The sequence below is a fragment of the Oceanicaulis sp. LC35 genome, from assembly GCF_052055585.1.
In the GTDB taxonomy this organism is placed as follows: Bacteria; Pseudomonadota; Alphaproteobacteria; order Caulobacterales; family Maricaulaceae; genus Oceanicaulis.
Map to the genome: position 1 here is coordinate 269,185 of NZ_CP170485.1, position 17,665 is coordinate 286,849.

At 63.3% G+C, this 17,665-nt stretch carries 22 protein-coding genes; 16 read left to right on the top strand and 6 right to left on the bottom strand.

The genetic code is table 11. From position 1 onward, the window contains the following. Nucleotide 1: 1 nt before the first annotated feature. The 5 genes from ACFELO_RS01210 to ACFELO_RS01230 all read left to right on the top strand — a co-directional run bounded on the left by ACFELO_RS01210 (nt 2) and on the right by ACFELO_RS01230 (nt 3,748). Nucleotides 2–427, top strand: coding sequence for a CHAP domain-containing protein (locus ACFELO_RS01210; RefSeq protein WP_440958758.1), 426 nt, complete (start codon nt 2–4; stop codon nt 425–427). 69 nt (nt 428–496) lie between these two features. Then, nucleotides 497–1,108, top strand: coding sequence for a thiamine phosphate synthase (thiE, locus tag ACFELO_RS01215; RefSeq protein ID WP_440958759.1), 612 nt, complete (start codon nt 497–499; stop codon nt 1,106–1,108). Continuing rightward, nucleotides 1,078–2,250: a tetratricopeptide repeat protein gene (locus tag ACFELO_RS01220; protein WP_440958760.1), complete on the top strand. Its 1,173-nt coding sequence runs from the start codon at nt 1,078–1,080 to the stop codon at nt 2,248–2,250. Before thiE ends, ACFELO_RS01220 begins: the two co-directional genes overlap by 31 nt. 130 nt (nt 2,251–2,380) lie before the next feature. Beyond that, a complete protein-coding gene (gene efp / locus ACFELO_RS01225; RefSeq protein ID WP_440958761.1) occupies nt 2,381–2,947 on the top strand; it encodes an elongation factor P in 567 nt (188 codons plus the stop codon). 24 nt (nt 2,948–2,971) lie between these two features. Then, the gene (locus ACFELO_RS01230; RefSeq protein ID WP_440959930.1) at nt 2,972–3,748 is read left to right on the top strand and encodes an inositol monophosphatase family protein; all 777 of its coding nucleotides are present in this window, start codon (nt 2,972–2,974) and stop codon (nt 3,746–3,748) included. Here ACFELO_RS01230 and ACFELO_RS01235 read toward each other — a convergent pair. After that, nucleotides 3,745–4,104, bottom strand: a complete 360-nt coding sequence (locus ACFELO_RS01235; RefSeq protein WP_440958762.1) for a hypothetical protein — start codon at nt 4,102–4,104, stop codon at nt 3,745–3,747. The genes ACFELO_RS01230 and ACFELO_RS01235 overlap by 4 nt on opposite strands. Nucleotides 4,105–4,339: 235 nt before the next feature. Here ACFELO_RS01235 and ACFELO_RS01240 point away from each other — a divergent pair, with 235 nt between their 5' ends. The 4 genes from ACFELO_RS01240 to rpmE all read left to right on the top strand — a co-directional run bounded on the left by ACFELO_RS01240 (nt 4,340) and on the right by rpmE (nt 7,963). Then, a complete protein-coding gene (locus ACFELO_RS01240; RefSeq protein ID WP_440958763.1) occupies nt 4,340–5,413 on the top strand; it encodes a serine hydrolase domain-containing protein in 1,074 nt (357 codons plus the stop codon). 101 nt (nt 5,414–5,514) lie between these two features. Then, nucleotides 5,515–6,528 carry a hypothetical protein gene (locus tag ACFELO_RS01245; RefSeq protein ID WP_440958764.1) on the top strand — a complete coding sequence of 338 codons (1,014 nt, stop codon included), beginning with the start codon at nt 5,515–5,517 and terminating at the stop codon, nt 6,526–6,528. 3 nt (nt 6,529–6,531) lie between these two features. After that, on the top strand, nt 6,532–7,548 hold the full coding sequence (locus ACFELO_RS01250) for a peptidoglycan -binding protein (protein ID WP_440958765.1): 1,017 nt from the start codon (nt 6,532–6,534) through the stop codon (nt 7,546–7,548). Between the two features lie 193 nt (nt 7,549–7,741). Beyond that, nucleotides 7,742–7,963 (top strand): 50S ribosomal protein L31, encoded by a 222-nt coding sequence (gene rpmE / locus ACFELO_RS01255; RefSeq protein WP_440958766.1) that lies wholly within the window; start codon nt 7,742–7,744, stop codon nt 7,961–7,963. A 190-nt stretch (nt 7,964–8,153) separates the two neighbouring features. On the opposite strand, the gene rcdA is transcribed toward rpmE, so the two are convergent. Together rcdA and ACFELO_RS01265 are read right to left on the bottom strand one after the other, a co-directional pair. Beyond that, a complete protein-coding gene (rcdA, locus tag ACFELO_RS01260; protein WP_440958767.1) occupies nt 8,154–8,666 on the bottom strand; it encodes a protease adaptor protein RcdA in 513 nt (170 codons plus the stop codon). An 80-nt stretch (nt 8,667–8,746) separates the two neighbouring features. Further along, complete coding sequence (locus ACFELO_RS01265) at nt 8,747–8,947, bottom strand: DUF1192 domain-containing protein (RefSeq protein WP_440958768.1); 201 nt, start codon at nt 8,945–8,947, stop codon at nt 8,747–8,749. A gap of 68 nt (nt 8,948–9,015) precedes the next feature. Here ACFELO_RS01265 and ACFELO_RS01270 point away from each other — a divergent pair, with 68 nt between their 5' ends. From ACFELO_RS01270 to ACFELO_RS01290, 5 genes are all read left to right on the top strand, one after another. After that, nucleotides 9,016–9,999, top strand: a complete 984-nt coding sequence (locus tag ACFELO_RS01270; RefSeq protein ID WP_440958769.1) for an NAD(P)H-quinone oxidoreductase — start codon at nt 9,016–9,018, stop codon at nt 9,997–9,999. A gap of 151 nt (nt 10,000–10,150) precedes the next feature. Further along, nucleotides 10,151–10,810, top strand: a complete 660-nt coding sequence (locus tag ACFELO_RS01275) for a DUF1013 domain-containing protein (RefSeq protein WP_440958770.1) — start codon at nt 10,151–10,153, stop codon at nt 10,808–10,810. A gap of 148 nt (nt 10,811–10,958) precedes the next feature. Beyond that, complete coding sequence (locus tag ACFELO_RS01280) at nt 10,959–13,115, top strand: TonB-dependent receptor (protein ID WP_440958771.1); 2,157 nt, start codon at nt 10,959–10,961, stop codon at nt 13,113–13,115. Nucleotides 13,116–13,125: 10 nt separating this feature from the next. Beyond that, on the top strand, nt 13,126–14,259 hold the full coding sequence (locus ACFELO_RS01285; protein ID WP_440958772.1) for a PepSY-associated TM helix domain-containing protein: 1,134 nt from the start codon (nt 13,126–13,128) through the stop codon (nt 14,257–14,259). Beyond that, a complete protein-coding gene (locus ACFELO_RS01290) occupies nt 14,256–14,435 on the top strand; it encodes a hypothetical protein (RefSeq protein WP_440958773.1) in 180 nt (59 codons plus the stop codon). The genes ACFELO_RS01285 and ACFELO_RS01290 overlap by 4 nt, the downstream gene beginning before the upstream one ends. On the opposite strand, the gene ACFELO_RS01295 is transcribed toward ACFELO_RS01290, so the two are convergent. The 3 genes from ACFELO_RS01295 to ACFELO_RS01305 all read right to left on the bottom strand — a co-directional run bounded on the left by ACFELO_RS01295 (nt 14,432) and on the right by ACFELO_RS01305 (nt 16,464). Continuing rightward, nucleotides 14,432–15,250, bottom strand: coding sequence for an SDR family NAD(P)-dependent oxidoreductase (locus tag ACFELO_RS01295; protein WP_440958774.1), 819 nt, complete (start codon nt 15,248–15,250; stop codon nt 14,432–14,434). The two genes, ACFELO_RS01290 and ACFELO_RS01295, sit on opposite strands and share 4 nt — an antisense overlap. A gap of 88 nt (nt 15,251–15,338) precedes the next feature. Further along, entirely contained in the window at nt 15,339–16,208 is an 870-nt protein-coding gene (locus ACFELO_RS01300) for a tetratricopeptide repeat protein (RefSeq protein WP_440958775.1), read from the bottom strand. An 85-nt stretch (nt 16,209–16,293) separates the two neighbouring features. Next, nucleotides 16,294–16,464, bottom strand: coding sequence for a DUF465 domain-containing protein (locus ACFELO_RS01305; RefSeq protein ID WP_009802004.1), 171 nt, complete (start codon nt 16,462–16,464; stop codon nt 16,294–16,296). Between the two features lie 106 nt (nt 16,465–16,570). Here ACFELO_RS01305 and ACFELO_RS01310 point away from each other — a divergent pair, with 106 nt between their 5' ends. Next, on the top strand, nt 16,571–17,176 hold the full coding sequence (locus ACFELO_RS01310; protein ID WP_440958776.1) for a UbiX family flavin prenyltransferase: 606 nt from the start codon (nt 16,571–16,573) through the stop codon (nt 17,174–17,176). Then, entirely contained in the window at nt 17,173–17,658 is a 486-nt protein-coding gene (locus ACFELO_RS01315) for a TIGR02444 family protein (protein ID WP_440958777.1), read from the top strand. Before ACFELO_RS01310 ends, ACFELO_RS01315 begins: the two co-directional genes overlap by 4 nt. Nucleotides 17,659–17,665: the final 7 nt, after the last annotated feature.

Consider the following 17,665-nt stretch of genomic DNA (forward strand, 5'->3'; position numbering starts at 1 on the left):
CATGACCGGCGACAATCTTGTCCAGTGCGCATCCCGGCATATCGGGGAAGTCTATCAGCTCGGCGCGGCGGCGGAGCTCGAAAACCCCGACTATGCCGGGCCGTGGGATTGCGCAGACTTCGTCAGCTGGTGCGTTTATCAGACCTTTGGCGTGAAACTGGGCCTGACAGCGGCCGGGCATCCTTATACCGGCGCCTGGATCAAATGGGCGGAGGACCCGGACCATGCCCTGCCGCTTGAAGACGCCTATCAGACGCCCGGCGCGATCCTGGTGCGTCGCGCGCATCATTACGGGGCCGGGCATGTGGCGATCTCGGACGGGCGGGACGGCACGATCGAGGCGCGTGGCCAGCGCTATGGCGTTGTCAGGGCCAAGGGGCGGGGACGGGTTTGGGACCTTGCGGGCCTGCCTGCGGCTGAGCCGTGACCGCTTGCGTTCTGCAGGGTGCGGATTCTGGCCGTTCCTTTTCCATCGGCGCCGGGTTAGGAGAGAGCCATGGCAGACCTTTACCTTCTGACCCCGCCCCGGATTGATGCTGACTTCGCCGATGTGCTGGCGCGGACCCTTGATGCCGGGCGCGTCTCGGCGCTTCAGCTGCGTCTCAAAGAGCATTCCGAAGCCGAGATCGAGGCGCTGGCGCCCAAGCTGATCGAGATCGCGCATCAACGCGGCGTTTCGGTCATCATGAATGATGATCCGGCGCTGGCCGCAAAGCTGGGCTGTGATGGCGTGCATATCGGTCAGGAAGACGGGTCGATCAAACAGGCGCGCGCCGCGCTGGGTCCGAAAGCGATTGTCGGCGTGACCTGTCATGACAGCCGTCATCTGGCGATGCTGGCGGGCGAGCAAGGCGCGGATTACGTCGCTTTTGGCGCTTTTTTCGAGACCGCCACGAAATCGCCCAAGACCCGCGCTGATCTGGACATCCTGGTCTGGTGGACCGAGCTTTTCGAGTTGCCCTGTGTCGCGATCGGGGGAATTACCCTGGAGAACGCCTCCGAGGTGATCGCGGCCGGGGCCGATTATATTGCAGTGTGCGGCGGGGTCTGGTCGCACCCCGAAGGACCGGAGGCCGCATGCGCCGGCTTGTCTCAACTCTTGGATTGATCCTTTGCCTGGGCGGGTCCGCCTGGGCGCAGGAAGACACGCCCACTGTTCCGACTGCGGAAGAGGTTGAAGGCGTTGATGCGCCTGTCGCGGATCTGCCGCCCTTGCCCGAAGGTCTGGCCGAGGATTTCGCGCGGGACGCCAGCGGCGATGCGGTCGAGGGTCGCTCCCTGACCAATTCGGCGATGGCGAGCGCGTCAGCCGCTTACATGGTCGGTGATTTTCAGGGCGCGCTCATTCACGCCCAGCGCGCGGCGGCCGGCGGCGAAGCCCGTGGCGCGACGCTGGCCGGGCATATCCGCTTGCATGGCCTGTCCGGAGAAGCCAGCGATGAAGACGCGGTGCGCTGGTTCCGTCGCGCGGCCGAGCTGGGCGAACCGGACGCCCTGATCATCCTGTCTCGACTGGCCGGTGAAGGCCGGGGCGGTCTGCAGACCTGGCAATCGCGTGAGTTTCTGGCGCAGGCGGCTGAAGCCGGGGATGCCCGCGCCGCCCATGAATATGGCCTCTACCTGATGGAGCGCGGGGATCCGGGTGCGGCGAGTGACGCCCTGAACTGGTTGCAGCTGGCCGCGGAAAGCGGGCGCTTTGAGGCCTATGGCGATTATGCCTACGCGCTGGCGGACTGGGATCATGGCCCCCATGATCTGAGCACGGCGCGGGAATGGTATCAGCGTGCAGGAGAGGCGGGGGATCCGAGCTCGGCCCTGATCGCCGGTCTGATGCTGATGAATGGTGAGGGCGGCGACGCCGATGAAGCGGCAGGCGCGCGCATGATCCGCATGGCGGCGGAATATGGTTTGCCAGCCGCCATGGGGCAGCATGCCTTGCTCCTCTATCAGGGCGCAGCCGGTCGCGCGCCCAATCCGTCTGAAGCGGTGGACTGGGCCCGTCAGGGCGCGGACGCCAATGACCCGGACAGCCAGTTCCTGCTCGCCTATGCGCTGGCGACAGGGGATGGCGCGCCGCGTGATCTTGAGCGGGCCTATTACTGGGTGTTGCGCGCGGCAGCTCCGCGCGGCGGACGCACGCCGGAGGACTTTGACCGGGACCGTCTTGAGGCGAGCCTCGAGAACGCCCTGCCCGAGCCTGTGCTTGAGCGAATCCGTGTCGAGGCGGCGGTGGGATCAAGCCCCTTCTAGAGGGGCTGAGAGGCCGGAGTCTGACGCACAGCTTGCCCGTGCGGGGTCTGCCTGTTAAACGAGCGCGGCTGAATTACAGGGCGGCGCTGGTGGTTTGTGCGGCGCGCCCGTTCCAGGAACGGACCTTCCGATGAAAATCAACGGCAATGAAATCAAGCCCGGCAACGTGATCAAGCACCAGGATACCCTGTGGGTGGCGGTGAAAGCGGATCACGTGAAACCGGGCAAGGGCGGCGCGTTCGCCCAGGTCGAACTGAAGAACCTGCTCGACGGTCGCAAGCTCAATGAACGCTTCCGCTCTGCGGACAAGGTCGAGCGCGTGCGCCTTGAGCAGAAAGACCACCAGTTCCTCTATCCCGAGGGCGAGATGCTGGTCTTCATGGACACCGAGACCTATGAGCAGACCAACCTGCCCATCGATTTCGTGGGTGAAGACCGCGCCGCGTATCTGACCGACGGCATGATGGTCGTTCTGGAAATCTACGAAGAGAAGCCGATCGGCATCGAGCTGCCCAAACATGTGGAGCTGGAAGTGATCGAGACCGAGCCGGTGGTCAAAGGCCAGACGGCGGCGAACTCGTTCAAGCCCGCCATCCTGGCCGGCAATGTCCGCACCGCCGTGCCGCCTTTCGTGGGCGTGGGCGAGCGTATCGTGGTGGCTACCGAGGACGGCTCTTACGTCCGTCGTGCGGAGTAGATCTTGGCTCAAGTATCCGCACTGATGCAGGTCATGACCGATGCGGTCCGCAAAGCGGGCCGCCGTCTGGCGCGTGACTTTGGTGAAATCGAGAACCTTCAGGTCTCCAAGAAGGGCCCGGCGGACTTTGTCACCGCGGCCGACATGAAGTCTGAAGAGATCCTGTTCGACATCCTGTCCAAGGCGCGTCCGGGCTATGGCTTCCTTCTGGAAGAGCGCGGCGTGGTCGAGGGTACGGACCGCTCCCATCGCTGGATCATCGATCCGCTGGACGGCACGCTGAACTTCATGCACGCCCAGCCGCACTTCGCCATTTCGGTGGCGCTGGAGCGCGAGGGCGAGATCGTGGCGGGCGTGATCTACAATCCCGCCACCGACGAGCTGTTCCATGCCGAAAAGGGCCGGGGCGCGTTCATGAATGACCGCCGTCTGCGCGTGGCTGAACGTCGCGACCTGCATGACTGCGTCATCGCCACCGGCATGCCGTTCTTTGGCAAGAAGGGCCACGCCCAGTTCCTCAAGGAACTGCACCAGATCATGCCGATGACCGCCGGCGTGCGCCGCTATGGCGCGGCGTCGCTTGATCTCGCCTGGACGGCTGCGGGCCGGTTTGACGGCTTCTGGGAACGCAATCTCAAGCCCTGGGATATCGCCGCCGGCCTGGTGCTGGTGCGTGAGGCGGGCGGTTTCGCCGGCGCCATCGATCCGGGCACCGATGTGCTGGAAACCGGCCATATCGCGGCGGGCAACGAGATGGTGATCAAGGAACTGCGCGAGATGCTGGCGAAAGCCGCCAGCTAGATTTGCGACGAAGACACGCCTGACGCGGCGCCGGCCGGTTCTGGCCAGGCACCGCGTTGCGTTTTGAGCTGACCCTTATAGGCCCGGTCTGGCGGAGGCAGGGGCGCGCCATGCGCCCACAGCACGCAATGCACGGTCAGAAGATCCGGGCGCACCACCGCTTGCAGCGGCATGGGCGGGCTGGCCTGCTCTAGAAGCGTGTCCAGCCGGATGGGGAAGAAACGCAGGCCCTGAGCCTGACTGAGCGTTTTCCCGTCCACGAGCAGGCGGACCTGCGCCCAGCCCCATAGCGTATAGCCGCACTCGACAGTGATCTCGTGGGTGTTGAGCCGGTAAACCCATCGTTTGAGTTGCATGATCACCTCTATGCTGCGGCGCAACACATCATGAATATGGTTAATACCGCTTAAGGTTTCAGGCAAGGATTTCTCGAAGCTTAACTTGTGAAATTTGATCCATCCGGGCACGCTGCTCTGAGTAGGGGGCGGCATGTCGGGTGTCAAAGAGTTGCGGAAATTGAAGATTTGTACTCTGGCGCTGTTCGGCGCGATGCTTGGAGCTGTGGGCGCTCAAGCACAAGATTGTGCGGACATGTCAGCGCTTGAGGCGCAGGTCAGCACGCTTCTGTCGCCTTCGGAGGCGCTGGATCAGCCTGGATATGTGGTCTCTGTCACCCGGGCCGATGGTTGTCAGGCGATTGTGAGCTCCGGGGCGTCTGATCTGGAGCAGGCGCGCGCAAACTCAGGCGACACCGTTTTCCACCTCGCCTCCCTGTCCAAACAGATCACGGCGGCGGCCGTCGCTATCGCCATCGAAGACGGGCTTGTGAGTCTGGATGACCGGCTCGTCTCCTATCTGCCCGAGGCGGAGCGGATCGGTTCAGAGCTGACTCTCGCCCATCTCATGTACATGACCAGTGGTCTGCCCGAATACACCAGCCTGGGCCGGGCGAATGGCGAGCCCTGGGCGACTTTTCATTATTTTGACGTGGATGAAGCCATCGCCCTGGTGCTTGAAACAGGCGAGCTGCAGTTCGAGCCGGGCGCTCAATGGTCCTATTCCAACATCAACTTCATGCTGCTCGCCGAAGTCGTCGAGCGGGTCTACGGGACGGATTTCTCCGAAACGGTCAGGACGCGGCTTTTCGAGCCGCTGGGAATGCAGGCCTCTCTTGTCCATGATGATGTCACCACGCTGATCCCGAACAGGGCGACCGGGTATACCGCGCGCAGTGAAGAGGTGGTCACGACCCTGAACGAGCAAGGCGGCATTCAGGTCGCGCCCGGACCGGGCTGGGTGGTGTTGCGACGGAATGCGCCACACTATGGCGGCAGCGGCGTGTTCTCCTCGGCGCGTGACTGGGGGCTGTGGCAGGTCGAAATGATGACCCATCAGCGGCTCGGCGAGGATTTCTGGTCCCTGATGACCTCAACGCGCGCCTTTGACCATTCCAAGGTCAATGACGGCTTCGGTCTGGTGGTCGACGACTGGGAGGGGCGCCCGGTCCTGTGGTATTCCGGCGGTGATATCGACACCTCGACCTATGGGGCGGTGTTTCCCGAGGCAGGGTATGGAGTGGCCTGCTTCGCCAATGATCCGTTCGGCGGGTGCGAGGCCAAAGCCAGGGCTGTCATCGAAGCGCTGATTGAAGCGGAGCGCCTTTAGGCCTCACCCTTGCCTCATTCCCGCCAAGACCCTTGCGTTTGATGGCGGTGTAGGCCAAGCCTGCATGAGTGCTGATGCGCCAGATGAGGGAGCTGCGCTGAATGGCTGATCCGAAAGCTTCGCGCCGCAAGGCCCGGTTCACCGGACCGGGAAATTATATTCTGTGGATGATGATCTTCCTGTCGGCGGTCGTCATTCTGGCGGCCTTGCTCCACCAGCCCCTGATCCTGGCGTTCGAGGCGAACCCTGCGATCAATGGTCTGATCCTGGGCGTCTTGTTCATCGGCATCCTGTATACCTTCCAGCAGGCGCTGGCGATCGGACCGAGCGCGCGCTGGCTGGTGCGTCTGAACGAAGCCGATCACCCCGACCAGTTGCCCAGCCCGCCCGCGATGATCGCGCCCATGGCGGCGCTGATCACGGACGCGGCGGACGGTCGCTCGCGCCTGTCGGCGGCGTCGGCCCGCGTGGTGCTGGATTCCGTCGCTGCGCGCATGGCCGAGAGCGGCGCCTTCACACGCTATTTCGGCCGGCTTCTGATCTTCCTGGGGCTTCTGGGCACCTTCTGGGGCCTGTTGCAGGTGGTGGGCAATGTGGGCGACGCCGTGCGCGCCGTGTCCGCCAGCTCCACAGGCGCGGGTGAAACCGACGCCATGGCGCTGATGAGCGCGATTGAAGAACCGATTGCGGGCATGGGCACGGCCTTCGCCTCCTCGCTCTTTGGTCTGGCGGGCTCGCTGATCATCGGTTTCCTCGAACTGCAGGCGAGCCGGGCGCAGAACCGTTTCTACAATGAGGTTGAGGAATGGCTGTCCTCGATCTCCCGCCTCGCCAATGCAGGTCCGCAAGGCGCCAGCCCTGATGAAGCGGGCGGTTCGGGCGCCTATGTGGGCGCGTTGCTGGAGCAGAGTGCGGATGCGCTGGACCGGTTGACCCACACGCTGGAGCGCCACACCCGCCAGCTTGAAACCATCATGGCCCGCTTTGCCGATGACGCAGCGGAAAGCCAGCGCGAGAGCGCGCGTTTGTTGCGTGACGAGATCAAGGTTCTGGTGCGCGCGCTGGAGGCGCAGGCGCGTCTGAACCGGGATCGCGGCTCGGATCGGAACGAATAGACCATGGCGCTTCCCCGGCACCTCCAGTCTGGACAGGCCGATTCCGGTGATTACTGGCCAGGTTTCGTCGATGCGCTGGCGACTCTGTTGCTGGTCATCGTCTTTCTTCTGGCGGTGTTCACGGCAGGTCAGTTCGCACTGTCCCAGGCGCTGACGGGTCGAGATGAGCAGCTTGCCGAGCTCAATGGTCGCCTCGCCACCCTTGCTGAAGAGCTGAACCTCGCCCAAAGCGAGAATGAGCGCTTGAGTTTGCGGGTTAGCATCCTGACCCAGGAGAATGGCGCGCTCGCTGAAACCAATGCCGGGCTGTCGAGCCAGATTGCGGGTCTGCAGGAAGGCCTCGCCGCCGCGCGTTCGAGCCTGGCTGAGGAAGAGGCGCTCAATGAAGAGGCGCAGGCGACAGTCGCGCTTCTGAACAACCAGATGGCGGCCCTGCGCGAGGAACTGGCACGGCTCAACGAGGCGCTGAACGCCTCTGAAGCGCGCGAAGCAGAGCTTGAGGCCGAAGTGGTCAATCTGGGCCGACGCCTGAATGCGGCGCTCGCCAGCGAAGTGGCGCGTCTGGCGCGGTATCGCTCCGAGTTTTTCGGCCGACTGATCGAGGTGCTGGGAGACCGTTCCGGCGTGCGGGTCGTGGGTGACCGGTTCGTCTTTGAAACGGATGTCTTGTTCGCCTCGGGTTCAGCTGAGCTGAGCCCGGAAGGCCGTCAGTCGCTGGCGCCCATTGCGGACGCCATTATCCAGCTCACCGATGAGATCCCCGATGATCTTGACTGGGTGTTGCGGGTGGACGGGCATACAGACCGCGTGCCGCTGGGCCCGAACGCGCCGTTTGAATCCAACTGGGAGCTGTCCACCGCGCGCTCATTGTCGGTGATTTCCTACTTTGAGAGCCGCGGCGTGCCGCCCCGCAGACTGCTTGCGGCTGGCTTTGGCGAGCATTATCCCATTGCTGAAGGGCGCACCCAGGACGCCTATGCGCGCAACCGCCGGATCGAGCTGAAGCTGACCTCGCGTTAGCGAAGTGTTTACCATAACTGTAAGTCTGGCGGGCTTAATCTTTCGGTAAGTCCTTGTATTTTCGCTATCTGACTCAGGGTGCTTGATACAGGGCAAAACGGGGTGTATACACCGCGCCTCAATTCATGCAGATTTCCACTTGCGGGCGGCTTTAACGGCCGCCCGTGAGCGTAAAGAGGGCCGGAGCGGCACGATGAAACAGGACATTCACCCCGACTATCACTTCATCGAAGTGGTGCTCCCGAACGGTTCACGCTTTAAGACCCGTTCTACCTATGGTAAAGAAGGCGCAGTGCTGCAACTGGACATTGATCCGTCCTCGCACCCGGCCTGGACTGGTGGCAACCAGACCCTGCTGGATCGTGCAGGTCGCGTGTCCAAGTTCAAAGACAAGTTCAAAGGCTTCGGCGTCTAAGGCCCAATCCCCCCTCGATCGGGCAGAGCTTGGCTCCGTTGAAGTCTTTCGAGGAACGCCCGCAGTCTCCCCTCGGCTGCGGGCGTTTTTCTCACCTGCTTTGACGTCCCGTTCGAGGGGGTTCAGTCTTCTGAACAAGAAAAAGGCCGCCCGGATGGGGCGGCCTTTTTCTTGTGCCATGTAGCGGGATCTAGAGCTCGCCGAACGCCGCGCTGAGCTGTGACAGCTGGCTCGCCACCGGGTTGGCGACGGGCTTGAGTTCGGCTTCGAACAGGGAATCGTCCAGACGCATCAGGCGCTCGTGCAATTCGCGGGCGCGCAGCGCCAGATCGCCCAGACGCGGCGGGCACGGGTCATCCCCGGCCGGCCAGGTCGGCGGGCTGAACTTGTTCGGCGACAGGCGATAGCGCTCTTCCGCCGCTTCCCTGGGGCTCATATCGCCTTCGGCGACGGCGCGTTGGGTCAGAAGCCAGGAGGCGCACTGCATGAGCTGGGTGGTCAGGCCCATGGATTCAGAGGCGTAGGCGAGCGCGCCCGAACGGCCCAGCCGCTTGGCGTCGTCCCGGCCGGGACCATCCAGATAGGACGCAGTTTCTTCCACCAGATCCATGCCGTCCCGGAACAGGCGTCGGAACATTTCAGAATCCGCAAAATCGGAAACCCGAGCGGCGGTGCTGGCGGCGTGAGGCGTGACCGGGGTCATGGCAGTATCCGTTCTGTCTCGTTACGCATCATCTCAAGAGTGTGTACGGACTCTTAAGCAAGGCCGGGGCCAGACGCCCCTCACTCTCCGCCGGGTGTCTTGAAAAAGGCTTCCGCAGCTGAGAGCCCGGCTTTCTTCTGCTTGATCGCCGCCTCGGTCCGTCCCATTTCCTGACGCAAGACTTCAAGCCGCTCGGTGAGCTGTTCAACACCCAGATCGCTCAGATCCTCACCGGGGACCAGAGCCTCGGTGCGGGAGGTCAGCGGTTCATCGTGAAACATGGCGTCGCTCTCCTTGGTGGCGGACAGGACAACAGATACTAGTGCATTAACCCTCAGGAGTCCCGCTCATGAATCCGATTTCATCACGCATCGTCACGGTTCCCGAGCCCGGCGGACCTGAAAAGCTGGTGGTCAAACAGGTCGATCTGGCGCCCGCCGCCGCGGGCGAGGTGCTGATTGATGTCGCCGCAAGCGGGATCAACCGGCCTGATGTCTTCGAGCGTCTGGGCTTTTACCCCGCGCCTGAGGGCGCGCCGGAAGGGTTGGGTCTTGAAGTGTCCGGTACGGTGCGGGCGGTTGGCGCGGGCGTTGCGGCGTTCAAGGTCGGCGATCCTGTGGTCGCGCTGGTGTCCGGCGGCGGCTATGCCGATGTGGCGCGGGCCAAGGCGGGCAGCGTTCTGCCTGCGCCAGACGGGGTGGACCTTGTTCAGGCGGCGGGCCTGCCTGAAACAGTGTTTACGGTCTGGACCAATGTGTTCGACGCAGGCGCCCTCAAGCCGGGTGAGCGGTTTCTGGTTCATGGCGGGGTGAGCGGCATTGGCTCGACGGCGATCCAGATGGCCAAGGCCCATGGCGCCTATGTCATCGCGACGGCTGGCGGTGCGGACCGGTCGCAAGCCTGTCTCGATCTGGGTGCGGACCGGGCGTTCGACTATCACACCGAGGACTGGTCCGCTGCGATCCGGTCCGAAGGCGGCGCGGATGTGATCCTCGACATGGTGGGCGGCGATTATGTGCAGAAGAACCTCAACTGCCTGAACCGGCATGGGCGCGTGGTGATGATCGCCTTTCTCAAGGGCAGCCGCGTCGAGGTGGATCTGATGGGGTTGATGCTCAAGCGCCAGACCCTGACGGGATCAACGCTCCGCTCCCGCTCGGATGAAGAGAAAGCCGTGATCGCACAAGCGGTTCAAACCTATGTCTGGCCCTGGATCGAAGCTGGCAAGCTGCGTCCCATGATCGATTCCACCTTTGCGCTTGATGATGTCTCCAAGGCGCATGCGCGTATGGATGCGGGCGGGCATGCGGGCAAGATTCTCCTCATCCCCTAGCGTGACAGGGGTGTTTCCAGCGCGTGACAAGCGCGCTATAAGACGGGTCACACTCTCCCTCTTCATCGTGAGTACGAGATGAGGGGCGGTCGACGGAAACAACCCGGCGGTCCGCGCCGGGTTTTCTTTTGTTTCGTGTACGAGGACTGACATGGCCGAGATTCTCATGCCCAAGGCGACGGCGGTCTGGCTGGTGGACAACACCGCGCTGAGCTTTGAACAGATCGCTGACTTCACCGGGCTGCACCATCTTGAGATCAAGGGCATTGCAGACGGTGATGTGGCCGCCGGCGTGCGTGGCGCCGACCCGATCGCTTCTGGTCAGCTTGATCGTGAAGAGCTCGACAAGGCTGAAGCCGATGCCTCCTATCGCATGACGGCCTCCAAGCCGAAATACGCCGAGCTTCAGGAACGCAAGAAAGGCCCGCGCTACACGCCGCTGTCGCGTCGCCAGAACCGTCCGGACGCCATCGCCTGGCTGGTGCGTAATCACCCCGAGCTGACCGATGCGCAGATCTCCAAGCTGATCGGCACCACCAAGACCACCATTGAGGCTGTGCGTGAGCGCACCCACTGGAACTCGCCCAACATCAAGCCGACCGACCCGGTGACCCTGGGCCTGTGCACCCAGATCGATCTGGACGCCCAGGTCTCCAAGGCCTCCGCCCGTCGCAAGCAGATGGAAGAGGACGGTCAGGTGTTCATCGAGGAAGATACGCTCAAGCCCGCCGATGATCAGGATATGGAATCCGCCAATGCGCCGACCACGCTTGATGAGCTGTTCGGCAAGCCCAAGGGCGACGATAACTAGGTCTGGACCCCAGGTCTGATTGAAAGCCCGGCTCTGTGAGCCGGGCTTTCTTTTTGCCGCATGAGGGAACAGCCACGCAGAATTGACCGGCATTGCTTTGATTGATAATCACTCTCAAAATCAAGGCATCTGGCTGGAAGGCTCCCCAATGACTCACCATGCTCGTTTGATGGGCGGCGCAGCGCTGTGCGCGCTGGCGCTCACGGTTCCCGCTTTCGCTCAGGACGCAGACGCGACCGAGGACGTCATCATCGTGACGGGCTCGCAAGTGGAGCTCAATGGCGCGTTTGAAGGCGGCCAGGTGGCCCGCGGCGCGCGCAATGGTCTGCTGGGCAATGTCGACTTTCTGGACTCCCCCTTCACCACCACGGCCTATACCGCCGAGCTGATCGAGAACCAGCAGGCGCGCGGCATTGGCGATGTGCTCGCCAACAACCCGCAAGTGCGTCTGGCCAAGGGCTTCGGGAACTTCCAGGAGCTCTATGTCGTGCGCGGCTTCCCGGTCTATTCCGACGATATGACGCTGAATGGCGTCTATGGCATCCTGCCGCGTCAGTATGTGGCGGCCGAGCTAGTCGAACGCGTTGAAGTGTTCTCCGGCGCCAATGCCTTCCTCAACGGCGCTGCGCCGGGCGGCTCGGGCGTCGGCGGCGCGTTCAACCTGGTGCCCAAGCGCGCAGGTGAAGACGATCTCACCCGCGTCACGCTGGGCTTTGAGGGGCGTTCGCATGGCTACGCCGCGCTCGATCTGAGCCGGCGGTTCGGGACCGAAGACCAGCTGGGCGTGCGCTTTAACGGCGCCCTGCGCGACGGCGAGACCGCCATCGAGGATCAGGACCGCTCCCTGAACCTCTTCACGCTGGGTCTCAACTATGAAACCGACCGCATTCGCCTGTCCGCGGATCTGGGCTGGCAGGACCATCATATCGACGCCCCGCGCCCGCAGGTCTCCCCGATGGGCGCGATCCCGGCCGTGCCGGAAGCGGATGTGAACTACGCCCAGCCCTGGACCTATACTGACGAGCAGCAGTTGTTCGGCGTGGTGCGTGCAGAAGTGGATTTCAGTGATGTGGTCACCGGCTGGCTGGCCGTAGGCGCCCGGGACGGGGAAGAGGACAATATCCTCGCCAATCCCAGTGCAGGCGCGAACGGCGTCACCTCCGCCTATCGCTTTGACAATGTGCGCTCTGATCAGGTGATCAGCGCGGATGCCGGCCTGCGCGCCGATGTCTGGACCGGCCCGATCGGTCACCGGCTGGTGGCGTCTGTCTCCGGCATTCAGAGCGATTCCAATAACGCCTACGCCTTCTCGAACTTTGCGGGCTTTGCGGGGGATCTCAATGATCCCTTCGAAGCGCCGATCCCGGCGGCGAATTTCTTCATTGGCGGGGATCTGAACGATCCGGGCAAGACCGAGGAAGTGACAAATACCAGCGTCGCCATCGCCGACACGCTGAGCCTTTTTGACGGCCGCATGCTCGCGACCCTCGGCCTGCGCTGGCAGAACATCGACACCACGACCTATGACTATAATACGGGCGACGTGCTCAGCAGCTATGAGGATGATGCGATCACCCCGGCGCTGGGCGTTGTCTATCGCGCGTCCGATGCGCTCTCGCTCTACGCCAACTATGCTGAAAGCCTGCAGCCGGGGCGCGTGGCGCCGGCCAGCTCGGGCGGCGTGGTGATCGTCAATGCCGGCGAAGTGCTGTCCCCGTTCCGCGGTGACCAGTTCGAAGCGGGCATCAAGTATGACGGCGGCAATTTCGGCGTGACCGCGAACCTGTTCGAGCTGACCCAGCCAAACGCCATCGTGGTGGGCGACCGCTTCACCGACGCCGGCGAGCAGCGCACCCGCGGCGCCGAGCTGACAGTCTTTGGCGAACCTCTTGAAGGCGTGCGCCTGATCGGCGGGGCGACCTGGCTTGATTCCGAACAGGCCAGAACCGAAGGCGGTCTCAATGAGGGCAAGGCGACCGTGGGCGTGCCGGAATTCCAGGCCAGCTTCAATGCGGAATGGGATGCCAGCTTCCTGCCGGGTCTCGTTCTGGAAGGTCGCGTGATCTACACCGGCGAGCAATACGCCAGCGCGGACAACACGCTGGAGATCCCGGCCTGGGCGCGGTTTGACGCCGGTGTGCGCTACAGCTTTGAGGCGCAAGGCCATCCGGTCGCGCTGCGGGCGCGGGTGGAGAACCTGCTTGATGATGATTACTGGGCCTCGACGGGTGGATATCCGGGCGCGAACTATCTGGTGCAGGGCGAGCCGCGCACCGTTCGCGTGTCCGTGAGCACCGACTTCTAGGCGAGGCGAGATGACCCAATCGGCGATCCGGATCTGGAGCGGCATTCACACCTGGACATCCCTGGTGTGCACGCTCTTCCTGCTCATGCTCTGCGTGACCGGATTGCCGATCATCTTCCATGACGAGTTCGAGGCGGCGCTGAACCCGTCTGAATTCATGCCGGGCAATCCTGACGGGACGATGCTGGATCTCGATCAGATCCTGGACCGCTCACTGGACAACCGCCCCGGCGAAGTCCCGCTCTTCATGAGCTTTGACATCGACCGTCCCGTGGTGAACGTCACCACCGGACCGACCCCGGATGCGCCGGGCGGAGCGATGTGGTTTGAGCGGTTCGATCAGACCGACGGCTCCATCGTTGCAGCGCCCGCAGATGCGGGCGGTGTCATGGACTTCCTGGTCCAGCTGCACACCGACATGTTCCTCGGACTGCCGGGCAAGCTGTTTCTGGGCGCCATGGGGGTGAGCTTCATCCTCGCCATCATTTCCGGCGTGGTGCTCTACTGGCCCTTCATGCGCAAGCACCGTTTCGGCCTGTTGCGGCTGGAGCGATCAGCGCGCACCAAATGGCTCGACTATCACAATCTTCTGGGCGTGGTGACGCTGGGCTGGGTGATCGTGGTGGGCGGCACAGGGGTCATCAATACGCTGGACGATGTCATCTACGGATACTGGCGAGACGCGGCGCTGGCCGATCTGATCGCCGAATACCCTGACCGCGCTGTCCCAACGCCGGATGAGATGGCCTCGCTTGATCAGGCGGTGAGAGCTGCGATCGTGGCCGCGCCGAACATGACCTTGCAGTTCGTGGCCTTTCCGGGCGGGACTTTCTCGACCGATTTTCACTACGCCATCTTCCTGCATGGCGATACGCCGCTGACCGAGCATCTGATTGCACCAGTGCTGGTGGATGCGGTGACGGGCGAGGTGGCGGGCCTGCGGGAGATGCCGTGGTACACGAAAGCGCTGGCGCTTTCCCAGCCTCTGCATTTCGGCGATTATGCCGGTCTGCCGCTGAAGGTCCTCTGGGCGCTTCTGGATGTCCTGACCATCGTCGTGCTGATCAGCGGGCTCTATCTGTGGGCCGTGCGCAAGGGCTATCTCAGCAGCACGCGCCGCCGCACCGGGGAGGTCCCTGCATGAGCGAGCTCTGGCGCGTGTTCGGCTGGCCGCTGGTGATCCTCGGCCTCAGCCTGTTCGGGCTGATCGTCTCGCTTGTGGGCAATGGCGTCTGGGATGCGGCGGGCTGGATCGGCCTGTTCAGCCCGCTCGCCATCCTGGTCTGGGCGCGCTTTGTCCGCGCGCCCTCAAGGACCTAGTCCTCGTAGTCTTCTGGCTTCATCGTGTAATTGAGCGCCAGTCGGCCGCCATCGGCGTAGATGCATTCGCCGGTGATGTAGCTGGCATCCTTGCCCGCCAGGAACCAGGCGACGCCTGCAATCTCGTCCGGGTCGCCCAGGCGGTTCAGCGGCGTGCGCGACAGGATGCGCTGCATCGCCTCGCGGTCATCGGCGACGGCCTTGAGGATGTCGGTGTTGATCGAGCCCGGCCCGATGGCGTTCACCCGGACGCCCCAGGGCGCCAGCGCCAGCGCCATGGACTTGGTCATCTGGTTCAGTGCGCCCTTGCTCATCGTATAGGCGAGCTGGTCGGGCAGGGAGACCACGGCGTTCACCGAGCTCATATTGATGATGGCGTAGCGCTTGCGGCAATCCTCGGCGCGGGCCTGCTCTTCCTCGATCTGTTCGATCATCTGCTTGGAGGCCGCCTTGGCCACCAGGAAAGCGCCACGCAGATTGACGTCCATCACCGCGTTGAAATCGTCAAAGGACAGGTCGAGCACGTCGCCCTTGGCCAAAGTCGCAGCGTTGTTGATCAGGATGTCGACACGGTCAAAGGCCGATCGGGTCTCGGCCATGAGATTGGCCACGGCCAGCTTGTCAGAGACGTCGCAGCTGACATAGAGCGCGCGCTCCTTGCCTGCGTTCAGCGTCTCGACCAGCGCCTCACCGGCCTCGTCATCAATATCGGCGACCACCACCCGCAGGCCTTCCTCGACAAAGCGTCGGGCGCATGCCGCGCCAATGCCCTTGGCGCCGCCGGTGATGATGGCCACGCGATCAGATACGGCCATGAGGATACTCCACTTCCCAAAAATCGGCGGCGATCAAACAGCCGTCGGACGGTTCTGTAAACCGCTCAGTCAGTCACAATGAAAGAGATCAGGGCGTCTGGTTGAAGACCCGCTCATAGTCTGCGGTCACTACCGGATCGTCCGGAGCCTGCTCATGGGCGAGCGCAAACAGGCGATGCGCTTCCTCGGTCTCGCCAATCTGCTCCAGCGCTGCGGCGAGCGAATGGGTGATCGAGCCTTCTTCGGGCGCAGCGTCCGAAGCGGCGCGGCAGGTCGCCAGACCATCTGCAGCGCGGCCGTCCTTGACCAGCGCCCAGCACAGGGCGTTGAGCGCGCCGGGGTCCTCGGGCGCGAGCGCAACCGCTTCCTGGGCGTCCTCGACCGCCAGTTCGGTGAGGTCCATTTCCACAAACGCCGCCGAGCGCCCGATCCACGCGGAGGGATAATCGGGTTCAGCGCGCACGGCCTGATCAAAGGCGGCGACGGCTTCCTCGGGGCGGTAAAGATCCAGATAGGCCGAGCCGGCCAGCACGGCTGTGAAGCCGTCCTCGGGGATGCGCGCCAGAGCGATCTCGAGATCGGTGATGGCGTCCTCGGGGCGGTCCAGCTGCAGATAGGCGGCGGCGCGATTGCGGCGGATCAGCGGATTGTCGACATCGCCGTCATTGGCCTCGACCAGCGCGAAAATCTGATTGTAGGCGATCAACGCCTCTTCGGAGCGGGCGGTGGCCAGATAGGCCGCGCCCAGCCGGGTGCGCAATTCCGCTTCCTGTGGCCAGTCATAGAACTGATCGGCGAGGCAGTCCTGAAAGGCGGCGATGGCGGCTTCGGCGTCATTGTCGGAGAGGGCGGCATAGCCTTCCGGGCAAAGCTGCTCGCGCGGGGTCTGGGCCTCAGCGGTTAACGGCGCGAAGCCGATGACAGCAAAAATCGTCAGAAGGCGGACGGGATCAAGCACGGGCGGCCTCGACCTTGAGGGTGCGACAAAAGAAAAGGGCGGACGCAATGTCCGCCCTTTCCGATCAGGCTAGCAGCTCGCGGCGTTATTGTCGTCGTCTGAGCGCTTCGATCTCTTCTTTAAGTTTAAGCTTTTGTTTTTTAAGGGAGGCGATCTGAAGGGTGTCGGTGGAGGGGCGCTTCATTTCTTCGACAATCAGGTGGTCCAGCTTGTCGTGGCGGGCGTCCAGTTCACGAATACGCGCGTCAGTGGCCATTAATGCCTCCCTTGCTATAGGACTTACATTGAACCATTTGATAGCGCGTTCTGACAATTCAAATTCGATTGCGACATTTTAACGGAGTTAACTCGCGGTGACGGATGTGACGCCAGATCGGCTCGTGGTTGGAATTTCCGGCGCATCTGGCGTGATTTACGCCATGAGGGCTCTGGAAGCGCTTCGGCAATTAGGTGTGGAAAGTCATGTGGTGGCCTCCAAGGCCGCCGAGATGACCCTGTCCTATGAGCTGGACGAAAAGCCGTCGATCCTGCGCGAGAAGGCGGATTATCTTTACAAGCCCGCCGATGTGGGCGCGCCGGTCGCTTCGGGCTCCTTCAAGACCCGCGGCATGCTGATTGCGCCCTGTTCGGTGCGCACGATGAGCGAGATCGCCACCGGGGTGACCTCATCCCTGCTGACCCGCGCCGCCGATGTGGTGCTCAAGGAGCGCCGTCTTCTGGTTCTGATGGTGCGGGAGACGCCCTTCCATCTGGGCCATCTGCGCACCATGACCCAGCTGGCGGAAATGGGGGCTGTGATCCTGCCGCCCCTGCCAGCCTTCTACGCCCACCCTGAGACCGTGGATGACATCGTCAACCAGTCCGTGGGCCGGGCGCTTGATCTGTTCGGGCTGGATTGGGACGCCACCAAGCGCTGGGGCGAGGATCTTGAGCAGGGCCGCCGTCCCCAGGCGCGGACCGACCGGTGAGCGCGTTCTGGAATTTCTCCGTTCGCCTGTACGCTCAGGAGGGCGTGAAACCCGCCTGTCTGGCGCTGCAGGCGGCGGGCATGGATGTGAATGTGGGGCTGTGGATCATCTGGGCCTGCGTCAATGGCCGTGATCCGGGCCCGGCGCTGGGGCAGGCGGTTGAGCTGTCGGCCCTGTGGAGCGCACAGGTCGTCAAGCCGTTGCGGGGCGCGCGCGACCATCTCAAGCATCCGCTCTCAAGCGTGGACACGAATGCGGCGCTCGCCCTGAGAAAGAGCGTGCTGGCCGCCGAGCTGGAAGCGGAAAAGCTGGAGCAACAGGCTCTTGAGGCCCTGACCCATGCTTGCCCGGAAATCGGCGCGGCGGACCGTCGCGATCTGGCGCTCAAACGCTTGCAGGACTATGCGGCCCGGCTGGGCTCGAGTGCGGTCAGCGCAGGCGCATTTGTGGAAAACGTTTTCGAGACGACCAAAAATGTGTAATATAGGC

Coding starts and splice junctions, on each gene's coding strand:
- ACFELO_RS01210 (WP_440958758.1), top strand. CDS start 2: ATGACCGGCGACAATCTTGTCCAGTGCGCATCCCGGCATATCGGGGAA.
- thiE (WP_440958759.1), top strand. CDS start 497: ATGGCAGACCTTTACCTTCTGACCCCGCCCCGGATTGATGCTGACTTC.
- ACFELO_RS01220 (WP_440958760.1), top strand. CDS start 1,078: ATGCGCCGGCTTGTCTCAACTCTTGGATTGATCCTTTGCCTGGGCGGG.
- efp (WP_440958761.1), top strand. CDS start 2,381: ATGAAAATCAACGGCAATGAAATCAAGCCCGGCAACGTGATCAAGCAC.
- ACFELO_RS01230 (WP_440959930.1), top strand. CDS start 2,972: ATGCAGGTCATGACCGATGCGGTCCGCAAAGCGGGCCGCCGTCTGGCG.
- ACFELO_RS01235 (WP_440958762.1), bottom strand. CDS start 4,104: ATGCAACTCAAACGATGGGTTTACCGGCTCAACACCCACGAGATCACT.
- ACFELO_RS01240 (WP_440958763.1), top strand. CDS start 4,340: ATGTCAGCGCTTGAGGCGCAGGTCAGCACGCTTCTGTCGCCTTCGGAG.
- ACFELO_RS01245 (WP_440958764.1), top strand. CDS start 5,515: ATGGCTGATCCGAAAGCTTCGCGCCGCAAGGCCCGGTTCACCGGACCG.
- ACFELO_RS01250 (WP_440958765.1), top strand. CDS start 6,532: ATGGCGCTTCCCCGGCACCTCCAGTCTGGACAGGCCGATTCCGGTGAT.
- rpmE (WP_440958766.1), top strand. CDS start 7,742: ATGAAACAGGACATTCACCCCGACTATCACTTCATCGAAGTGGTGCTC.
- rcdA (WP_440958767.1), bottom strand. CDS start 8,666: ATGACCCCGGTCACGCCTCACGCCGCCAGCACCGCCGCTCGGGTTTCC.
- ACFELO_RS01265 (WP_440958768.1), bottom strand. CDS start 8,947: ATGTTTCACGATGAACCGCTGACCTCCCGCACCGAGGCTCTGGTCCCC.
- ACFELO_RS01270 (WP_440958769.1), top strand. CDS start 9,016: ATGAATCCGATTTCATCACGCATCGTCACGGTTCCCGAGCCCGGCGGA.
- ACFELO_RS01275 (WP_440958770.1), top strand. CDS start 10,151: ATGGCCGAGATTCTCATGCCCAAGGCGACGGCGGTCTGGCTGGTGGAC.
- ACFELO_RS01280 (WP_440958771.1), top strand. CDS start 10,959: ATGACTCACCATGCTCGTTTGATGGGCGGCGCAGCGCTGTGCGCGCTG.
- ACFELO_RS01285 (WP_440958772.1), top strand. CDS start 13,126: ATGACCCAATCGGCGATCCGGATCTGGAGCGGCATTCACACCTGGACA.
- ACFELO_RS01290 (WP_440958773.1), top strand. CDS start 14,256: ATGAGCGAGCTCTGGCGCGTGTTCGGCTGGCCGCTGGTGATCCTCGGC.
- ACFELO_RS01295 (WP_440958774.1), bottom strand. CDS start 15,250: ATGGCCGTATCTGATCGCGTGGCCATCATCACCGGCGGCGCCAAGGGC.
- ACFELO_RS01305 (WP_009802004.1), bottom strand. CDS start 16,464: ATGGCCACTGACGCGCGTATTCGTGAACTGGACGCCCGCCACGACAAG.